This window comes from Desulfitobacterium sp., from assembly GCF_982384815.1.
Genome location: NZ_CEVWNY010000123.1, coordinates 1 through 8,042 on the forward strand (window position 1 = coordinate 1; position 8,042 = coordinate 8,042).

The following is an 8,042-nucleotide window of genomic DNA, read 5'->3' on the forward strand; positions in this document are numbered from 1 at the left end:
TCAAACTGAAAAAAGAGGACTTTTGTGACCAGCTAGATAGCATTTTAACCGTTGGCGATTTCTATAATCTCGCTGCCGGCGGGGAGATTATCTTCACCTAATAAAACCAAAACAACCTGTCATCCCCTGCCCGTGGTAACATCTACCAGCAGCCAAGCATATCTTAAATTAGATAATAAGCCGGACTTATTCTCAACAAAAATAATAAGGAGGTTTTGACTATGTTAGGTCGCTGGTGGGGTGGCTTTGGCTTCGGTTGGCCTTGGTTTGGCTTTGGCTTCGGATGGCCCTGGTTTTTATGGTGGTAAAACCTCATTCTTATGTAAAAAAACAACCACTGCCGTGACAGGCAGTGGTTTTCCTATTAAATAAGCTTAGGGATAATCCGACCTGTTTCTTCCCTATAATCCAGGTATTCTTGACCGAACTTATCAATCAGCATTGCTTCCTCCCGTTCGATCCGGAAACAATGAATTATAATTGCCGCAAGATGAGGGATAAGCACTAAATAGTTGGCGGCTATCAGCGAGACACCTAACATAAAAGCAAATAAACCCGTATACATGGGATGACGTATTACCTGGTAAGGACCTGATGTTATGAGTTGATGATTATCTTTCAGCTCCAAATCGGGGGAAAATTGCTTATCTAAAATGCTGTGCACCCAAGCAAGAAATGGAAGTGCACCGACCCCTAGTGCTAAGCCCGTTAGGCGCATAGATTCAGGAATGCTTATCTTAAAGTTACTTATCCAGTTAAAATTAACAGCATAGACAAAGATGCCAAGCATCATAAGATCGGAAACAATCATTCGTATGGTGAATAGGGTTTTGCCTTCCCGGTCTATGATTAATCCCCTCTTAGCCTCTGCCTTAAAAGTTTCACCATCAGTGGTTTTTTTACTATAGTAGCTACGAATAGCCATAAAGGTTAAATACACTACCAAAAAGGTAAGTCGCCAAACTCTTTCGCTCATCTTTAGATCCTCTCTACTCTCTACGCTTTATCAATGGACAATAAAAAAAGAAAGGCACGCTATAGCAGCATGCCTAATTTTTTTAGAAGATTACACCCAATGCAATTAAGATGAGGATTGCAATGGCAATGATACCCACGCCCACGCCAACGCCAACGCCACCTACCGGAGCTGCAGGAACACAGCCGCAGCCTGCTCCATAACCATATCCACCGTATCCGTACATTTAGTTTCCTCCTTTTTATTCCGAATTATCGAATCTAATTTTTTAGAATACAATTCCCAAGGCAATAAGCAAAAGAATGATTACTACAACGATTGCGATTCCTGCTCCAACACCGGCTCCACCGCCACCTACTCCTGCTCCAAATGCCATTTCAAGCCCTCCTTACTTTGGTATTATTTGGTATCTACAATAACATAATATGGAAGGACAGCAAACTTGTTACTACTATTTTTACTCGCCGACAGTTTTGTTGCCAACCCCTAAACTAATGACCTTAAAGAAACAAAATAGCACTCATAAAGAAAGAGTATTCTTATTGGCAAAACGGCCATAAAGAATACTCTGCTTCCTATTGTGGTGAAAGAACTTTTCCATTTTTATCAGTGATAATGACTTCACCGATCCACCGCCACTCCTCACCATACACCGGTTCGGCTTTTTCGTCGAGTGTCATTTTTTCAACAACTGTACGATGATCCAAACCAAGACTATCAGTCGCAATTACTGTCATTGTCAAGGCATCCCCTGCAGAAAGAGTAAACTTATGGTCGATAGGGGTCCAGTCACCCTCTGTATTTACCGGTTCCTCGGCAACAATTTTTCCATTTATATCTATGACCAGACGAGCTTTTTCAATAGTGTTGTTTGCTACAGGCTTTGCCTCAACACTCACATTGCCTTTACTATGATATTCTCCTAGCAACTCATTGGGCTTTTTACTATATATTGTTCCGCTTGGACGCTCGTATTGAGCATGTGTAGTAGGTAATATTTCTGTTTGAAGGCTCTCCATTACCTCCAACTTCTCTGTTTTCTCAATCCCGCTATCTGCTAATACAACCTTAGCTTCGATTGGATCAAAAATATTTACCCAAAGAGTGGCGGTAAAGGTAGTCCCATTTCTAGTCATAGCTACATTTTCACCGGATACATAGAGGGTGGCCTGGGTATCGGCTTTTGTTTCTTTTGGTGTAACGCTTAAGGTCAGGGAAACTGCTAGCTTATCAACATCCGCTTTACCAAAGGAATATTCATAGCTGTCAATAATACTGGATTGACGTTTAAGCTGAGTATCGATATTGGCGTATAAGCTATTTATTTGACTGGACTGACTTGAGGACAAACTAAACAGCTGATTCTTTGTGTCCCGCAAATCATCCCGCAAGTTCCCGATGCGGGCAAGAGATATAACCTGCAAAACAACCAGAATAGCAATCGAAATAGGTAGTATAGATTTCTTCAAAAGATAAACCTCCTGACTATGGGCATAATTCCTGTTACAATCTATCAGAAATAATCTTCTATCATTAGTTTTTCTTCAATGATTATGTTTTCTCCTTCTCACCTCCAAAAATTTAGCGATTTTCTCTGAATACCCTATAGGGGTACATTGCAATTTTTACACAGATCTCTTATAATGTTCTCATAAAGCACCTGGCAATTAGCCAAAATAAGATTGATAAGGAGGGTGATAGGAATGCAAATTTCAGAAGAAGCAGCGGTAAAATTAAAAGAAATTATCGCTGAGCAAGATAACCCCAAAAACACCAAGCTGAGAATCGCTTTTGCCGGCTTTGGCTGAGGCGGTCCGCAATTAAGATTAACTCTGGATGAGTTAACTCACGAAGATGATACGGTAGTCGAGTCCCAAGGGGTTACTGTTGTCTATTCCTCTAATTTAGATCAATTTGTAGCTGATTCTACTATTTATTATTCAGACTATAACCAAGGCTTTTCGATTAGAGCTTCAGGACTTTCTTCTTGTTAGCAGTATAAGCTCAATAAGAAACGCTAAAATTTGCTTACAATTAGATAAGGGGACTTTTTAAAGATAGACGGTTAAAACCGTCTATCTACTATTTTGAGGATAAACAGAGGCACTCTAGTGAACACAACATCTAAAAGTGTAAAAACCCAACTTATCTCTGTAAGCAGTCATTAAGCGCTTATGCTTGTCAAGGATTTCAAGAAGCTCATCGTCTATACTCTCCGAAAGGGAAAAATCCGGAGCTGTATCAATATCATTTTCATCATCTTGCTGTACGAATTTTTCAAAGCTGATTTGTTGAAAGCCGGCCCTTTGAAAAAGGTGATACCACTCAGTTCTTGTTAATAATCCTGATACCCTATAAAAATCAACAAGGGTTTTTAATTCTTCCTTAGAGAGTGAATTTTCAAGTACCATTTCAATGGCAAGTAGTACGCCACTGGGTTTAAGCACCCTTTTAAATTCCTGTATCGTTAAGGAAGCGTTTGTAAAGGATGTTACAGATTCCGAGAGGACAATATCAAAGGATTGGTCATCAAAAGGCAACTTTTCAACACTTCCAGGCATCACATTGATAGCCAGATTTAAGGCTGAAAATCTTTGTTTTGCCTTTTCTAACATTGTAGCATTACTATCTATGGCGGTAACATCGCATTGGTACTTTTCGGCAATGTAGGCGGAGGTCTGACCTGTCCCACATCCAGCATCAAGAATGGAGGTTTCCTGATCTATATTTTCCCTGGATAAAATGTCCTTTGTAAGTCGAAGGCCTCCAGGGTGGGCACCCCCAACTCCAAATGATGCTAAACAGTCAAGATATGTATAATTCAATTTTAGTCACATCCCTGTTGTTAAATAACTACATTATATTATGATATAGCGAAACAAAGTTGTGACTTTATAGTTGAAAGACTTCCCATCATGGGATGTGGGGCCAGGGGTGTGTAGATGGGCGTTATTAGAACAGACAAATGGTTACTCGATTTATATGAGCAGCCAATTAAGATATGTGAAAAACTAAAGGTGTATTTTGATAGTGCTCAAGCCTACGAAATCTATAATTACTTAACTCAACATGGCATGTATTGTCCCTTTAGGAACGGAGTTGAGCATGTAAGAGTATTCCAACAAAACAAAGTATGGGAACTTGTGCAGGATGAAGAAGAAGAACTTCAAAGAATGTGGGAAGGACCTAATGTCCCGGTCTTTATTTTTCCATCCGATACTCACAACCTGAAATTTAAAGTGGATACCAACGGAAAATCCGGACTGGCCTTTTACGATAAACTATTTTTGTTTATTTCCATCAATTCTTCCGAAAAAGAAATAAAATCATTATTGACCCACGAATACAACCATGTCTGTCGGTTAGCTAAGTTCCAAAAAAGTGAAAAGGATTATGTTTTACTGGACATAATTGTATTGGAAGGGTTAGCCGAAAATGCCGTCCGGGAAAGATTTGGTGAGGAGTATTTAGCCTCCTATACGTCTTATTACTCAGATAGCGATCTGGAAATAATCTGGAATAACCTAGTACGCCCAAATAGAAATATCTTAAAAACTAATCGTAAACATCTAGAGATATTGTACGGATTAAATTCTTATCCCCAAATGGCAGGATACAGTGTGGGGTATTATTTGGTCAAGAAATATATTGAAGCAAATAACCTAACTTCTAAGGATCTACTTCATATAGCAACCGACAAAATAGCTCAGTTAGAATGATTTAAATGCAAAAAGACCGAAGGCATGCACTCAATTCGGAGCGTAACCTTCGGTCTTTTTGGCTTAAATCCTATAAAAATAAGTCAGACGAAGAAGAATGGAAGTAAAGCTATCGTAGCAATGGAACCCAAGGCAACACCTGCACCAAAGCCATACCACCCATAGCCAAAGCCCCCTAGGTCTTTATTACGCCAAAGGGGTTGTAAATATACACTGTTATAGTCAACATCGCTAATAATACCTTGGTAAACTCTTCCGTCAAAAGTTCTGATTTCTACTGCTCTACCTCTGTATTTTTGGCAAAGCGAATAATAACCTACACCTGCCATTTCGCCACCTCCAAAATTCTACATAATTAATGAGTATAGAATAGTTTATGTAGAATAGTCCTGGAATGGCCACAATTTTCCAAAGGCAAACTCTAACAACAGCTCCCACCATCAGATGAACAGTCGCAGCTAGGTTCTGTGCCGGTCAACCAACCTTTGATAATGGCTGAAGCGCAACCCACACCAGGTTTGACCGCTAGGGCATGAAAAGGGCAGTTTTTAACACAGGCACCGCATTCGATGCAACAGTCTTTATTAATTATGGAAGATTTACTGTTAATAATCGCAAAAACCTGATGGGGACAAACATCGATACATTTTCCGCAGCCTGTGCATCGGTTTTGTTCCAGTTTTAAGGTTGATACGTTTTTTAAATATTGGTTCTTCATACTTTTAATCTCCTTTAATTATTATATGAAGCTATTGACCAGTATCAATACGCACCCTATAACAATTGAAATAATAATAGCCGGAATAGCTATTTTCATCTCTTTCAAAACCCCTGAAAAGGAAGTGTACGTTGAAGAACCGGTAAAATTCATGGCTAAATAGGCCGAAACAGCAGGAAAAATGAGTACGTATCCAAGAGCCTGAAGCAAACCATATTGAGGATCATAAGGCCATCCATTCAGCCAATTAACCAGAATCGCCCAGACAAGTCCTATTAGCCAACCTTTCCAGGCAAAGGCCCGCCCCGGAATCAAAGGCAGCAATACAGGTGTTAATACACATCCGACAATTATGGCACCCAAATATCCGTAAAAATCGACCACCCCAAAAGGCCCCAGACCCATAAGGTTTAGCAAAAAAAGCACTCCGAAAATCATTAATGACGTTTTCAAGGTGCCCACAAGTTCAATTGGAGTCAAAACCAGTCGATCATAGGCACTGAATCGTACTGCTCTCATTTCAGGCGTGGCGTTCATTCCCGTTTGAATAAATTCTTTTATATCTTTGGCCCTTACCGGTCCATAAATAACCTTGAACCCGGAATACTTAGTGACCTCATGAGCACTTACACCCGGAGCACCCAACTGAGGTAAGATAAGCGTTCGATGAGCAATAACCCTATCAAGCTGGACAATGGCTAAACGGTTGATAAGTTCGGTTGTTCCGAATGTCCCTTTGCCGGCGGCACACCAAACATTGATCCCTTTGGTGTCAAGAACCAGAATCCATGTATCCAGTCCGGATAACTCTTTTCGCAAGCTATCAAAGCTCAATTTGTAATTGGCCGTAACGAGAACAGGAGAACTCTCATTTGGATTCCCCACACGATAAAGTCCCGGCTCCACCTTATAATTCATTCTGTTAATACCCCAACGAACCTTCCACGAACCCAATTTATCATGAAAGGTCAATTGAGTCGACGCCTGCATGATCTTAATCTCTCTACCCGTGTCAATGGATAACATACTCCACCTCATCCTTATTTCGATGTTATTTGACCGCTAATTATCCTTTCTTTAAGGTTTAGAATCTTATCTTTTATAACCTTAGCCGTTTTAATAAACTCTTCATCGCTTTTACCGGTCGGATCTTCCTGACCCCAGTCTTCTCTGTGCTTACAGGGCATGTAGGGACAATTAACATTACAGCCCATCGTTACCACGATATCCGGCTGAGGAATATCTACAATAAGTTTGGAAAACTGTGTCTTTTCCATATCGATATCGTAGAGCTGTTTTATAATCCTAACAGCGTCTTTATTGATAGAAGGTCTGGTTTCAGTTCCTGCAGAATAGGACTCAAATACATCGGAAGCTAGCTTTTTACCTAGGGCTTCAGCTATCTGTGAACGGCAAGAATTATGAATACAAACAAAAGCAACCTTTACCTTATTCATTCTTTTACCTCACTTGAATTCTATTTGCAAGGATGCACTTATCCCCTTTCATTTCATCGGCATTCCAAGCAATTATTGCGAAGTTGCCTTTACACCACAGAGACCTGTTGGACAGCACATTGCCGGCACTTCAATGAGTGGACCAATAACGGATGCGAAGGCTTGATCTGAGGCAATTCCAAAGACGGCGACAGCCGCGGCAATGGCAAGTTCAAAGTTATTGCTGGCTGCGGTAAAGGCAAGGGTACTCATACTCTCTAAAGTCTTAGCAAGACTTGGAAAGAGGTCCCCCCCCTAACACCCCTATCCCCATGGCAAGGAAAATCCATAGGGTTAGAAAGCGATCCAGCATAGATAATTTCGCCGGGTCTTTAGCACTCACATTGGCGACCTCCTTCATTATTATTTTCCTTTTGGCTTGTTATTTCATCTAATAGATTTTTGGCAGCTTCACATCCCTCCTTATCAAGAGAATAGTACATCCACTTTCCTTCCCTCCGGCTATCCACAAGTCCAGATTCACAAAGAATCTTCATGTGGTGTGATAGGGTTGATTGCCCGATCTTCATATCCTCGAGGATTTCACAGGCACATCTCTCAGTACTTTGCAACATCTCAATAATCATCAGCCGATTCGGATCGCATAGCGCTTTAAAAACTTTTGCGTTATTTTCATATTTATTTTCCATATTTATATCTACACCTCATATCTATTCTTATCAATATATTTATCGTATGCTTCATATCGAAGAATGTCAATATAAAATGGTAAGCCTGCAATATAATCTTATGCATAGAATTATTTTTACTCGCAATAGACCGCACTGCTGACGGATCTGGAAATTTCAACATACATCACTACTTATTATGATAGGCGAATAAAAAGGCCAGAGTATACGGCAAATTTATGTCGTTTACTCTGGCCTCTAGATAATTTAAGCCCAGCTTTTTGATAGGATTGTAATACCTCAATTGTGGAATCCCCCATAACCTCCTTAGGCACCAACGAATAAATCTCCCACTTTTTCTTCCTTCCACTTAAGTACAAAATAGTCCCCTTTGGCTGCTGGGCCCACTCCCGCAGGTGTGCCGGTGAAAATGATATCCCCTTCATCCAATCCAAAGTGTTTAGCACAAAATTCGATGATTGTAGGAATATCAAAAATCATCTC

11 protein-coding genes and 1 pseudogene are annotated in these 8,042 nt (G+C 40.3%); 1 reads left to right on the forward strand and 11 read right to left on the reverse strand.

All coding sequences use genetic code 11. The features are described from left to right. Positions 1-364: 364 nt before the first annotated feature. The 4 genes from AC1U9U_RS14095 to AC1U9U_RS14110 all read right to left on the reverse strand — a co-directional run bounded on the left by AC1U9U_RS14095 (position 365) and on the right by AC1U9U_RS14110 (position 3,801). Positions 365-976, reverse strand: a complete 612-nt coding sequence (locus AC1U9U_RS14095; RefSeq protein WP_479961191.1) for a methyltransferase — start codon at positions 974-976, stop codon at positions 365-367. A gap of 82 nt (positions 977-1,058) precedes the next feature. Beyond that, positions 1,059-1,202 (reverse strand): hypothetical protein, encoded by a 144-nt coding sequence (locus AC1U9U_RS14100; RefSeq protein WP_479961192.1) that lies wholly within the window; start codon positions 1,200-1,202, stop codon positions 1,059-1,061. 349 nt (positions 1,203-1,551) lie between these two features. Next, positions 1,552-2,445 (reverse strand): hypothetical protein, encoded by an 894-nt coding sequence (locus AC1U9U_RS14105; protein ID WP_479961193.1) that lies wholly within the window; start codon positions 2,443-2,445, stop codon positions 1,552-1,554. Positions 2,446-3,084: 639 nt separating this feature from the next. Continuing rightward, a complete protein-coding gene (locus AC1U9U_RS14110) occupies positions 3,085-3,801 on the reverse strand; it encodes a class I SAM-dependent methyltransferase (RefSeq protein ID WP_479961194.1) in 717 nt (238 codons plus the stop codon). A 117-nt stretch (positions 3,802-3,918) separates the two neighbouring features. On the opposite strand from AC1U9U_RS14110, the gene AC1U9U_RS14115 reads away from it, so the two are divergent. Then, on the forward strand, positions 3,919-4,695 hold the full coding sequence (locus AC1U9U_RS14115; RefSeq protein ID WP_479961195.1) for a DUF2268 domain-containing putative Zn-dependent protease: 777 nt from the start codon (positions 3,919-3,921) through the stop codon (positions 4,693-4,695). An 83-nt stretch (positions 4,696-4,778) separates the two neighbouring features. On the opposite strand, the gene AC1U9U_RS14120 is transcribed toward AC1U9U_RS14115, so the two are convergent. From AC1U9U_RS14120 to AC1U9U_RS14150, 7 genes and pseudogenes are all read right to left on the reverse strand, one after another. Further along, positions 4,779-5,024 (reverse strand): hypothetical protein, encoded by a 246-nt coding sequence (locus tag AC1U9U_RS14120; protein ID WP_479961196.1) that lies wholly within the window; start codon positions 5,022-5,024, stop codon positions 4,779-4,781. A 92-nt stretch (positions 5,025-5,116) separates the two neighbouring features. Next, positions 5,117-5,413 carry a mercury methylation ferredoxin HgcB gene (hgcB, locus tag AC1U9U_RS14125; protein WP_479961197.1) on the reverse strand — a complete coding sequence of 99 codons (297 nt, stop codon included), beginning with the start codon at positions 5,411-5,413 and terminating at the stop codon, positions 5,117-5,119. A gap of 21 nt (positions 5,414-5,434) precedes the next feature. Then, complete coding sequence (hgcA, locus tag AC1U9U_RS14130; RefSeq protein ID WP_479961198.1) at positions 5,435-6,439, reverse strand: mercury methylation corrinoid protein HgcA; 1,005 nt, start codon at positions 6,437-6,439, stop codon at positions 5,435-5,437. A gap of 14 nt (positions 6,440-6,453) precedes the next feature. Next, entirely contained in the window at positions 6,454-6,870 is a 417-nt protein-coding gene (locus AC1U9U_RS14135; protein WP_479961199.1) for an arsenate reductase ArsC, read from the reverse strand. A gap of 117 nt (positions 6,871-6,987) precedes the next feature. Beyond that, positions 6,988-7,116: pseudogene (locus AC1U9U_RS14140) on the reverse strand (arsenical-resistance protein); the annotation flags it as partial. 125 nt (positions 7,117-7,241) lie between these two features. Beyond that, entirely contained in the window at positions 7,242-7,559 is a 318-nt protein-coding gene (locus AC1U9U_RS14145) for an ArsR/SmtB family transcription factor (RefSeq protein ID WP_479961200.1), read from the reverse strand. A gap of 306 nt (positions 7,560-7,865) precedes the next feature. Beyond that, the coding region (locus AC1U9U_RS14150; RefSeq protein ID WP_479961201.1) for a fumarylacetoacetate hydrolase family protein at positions 7,866-8,042 on the reverse strand (177 nt) is incomplete at its 5' end.

What these genes read in the sequence shown, in the direction of transcription:
- AC1U9U_RS14095 (WP_479961191.1), bottom strand. Translation starts at nt 976, where the DNA reads ATGAGCGAAAGAGTTTGGCGACTTACCTTTTTGGTAGTGTATTTAACC.
- AC1U9U_RS14100 (WP_479961192.1), bottom strand. Translation starts at nt 1,202, where the DNA reads ATGTACGGATACGGTGGATATGGTTATGGAGCAGGCTGCGGCTGTGTT.
- AC1U9U_RS14115 (WP_479961195.1), top strand. Translation starts at nt 3,919, where the DNA reads ATGGGCGTTATTAGAACAGACAAATGGTTACTCGATTTATATGAGCAG.
- AC1U9U_RS14120 (WP_479961196.1), bottom strand. Translation starts at nt 5,024, where the DNA reads ATGGCAGGTGTAGGTTATTATTCGCTTTGCCAAAAATACAGAGGTAGA.
- hgcB (WP_479961197.1), bottom strand. Translation starts at nt 5,413, where the DNA reads ATGAAGAACCAATATTTAAAAAACGTATCAACCTTAAAACTGGAACAA.
- hgcA (WP_479961198.1), bottom strand. Translation starts at nt 6,439, where the DNA reads ATGTTATCCATTGACACGGGTAGAGAGATTAAGATCATGCAGGCGTCG.
- AC1U9U_RS14135 (WP_479961199.1), bottom strand. Translation starts at nt 6,870, where the DNA reads ATGAATAAGGTAAAGGTTGCTTTTGTTTGTATTCATAATTCTTGCCGT.
- AC1U9U_RS14145 (WP_479961200.1), bottom strand. Translation starts at nt 7,559, where the DNA reads ATGGAAAATAAATATGAAAATAACGCAAAAGTTTTTAAAGCGCTATGC.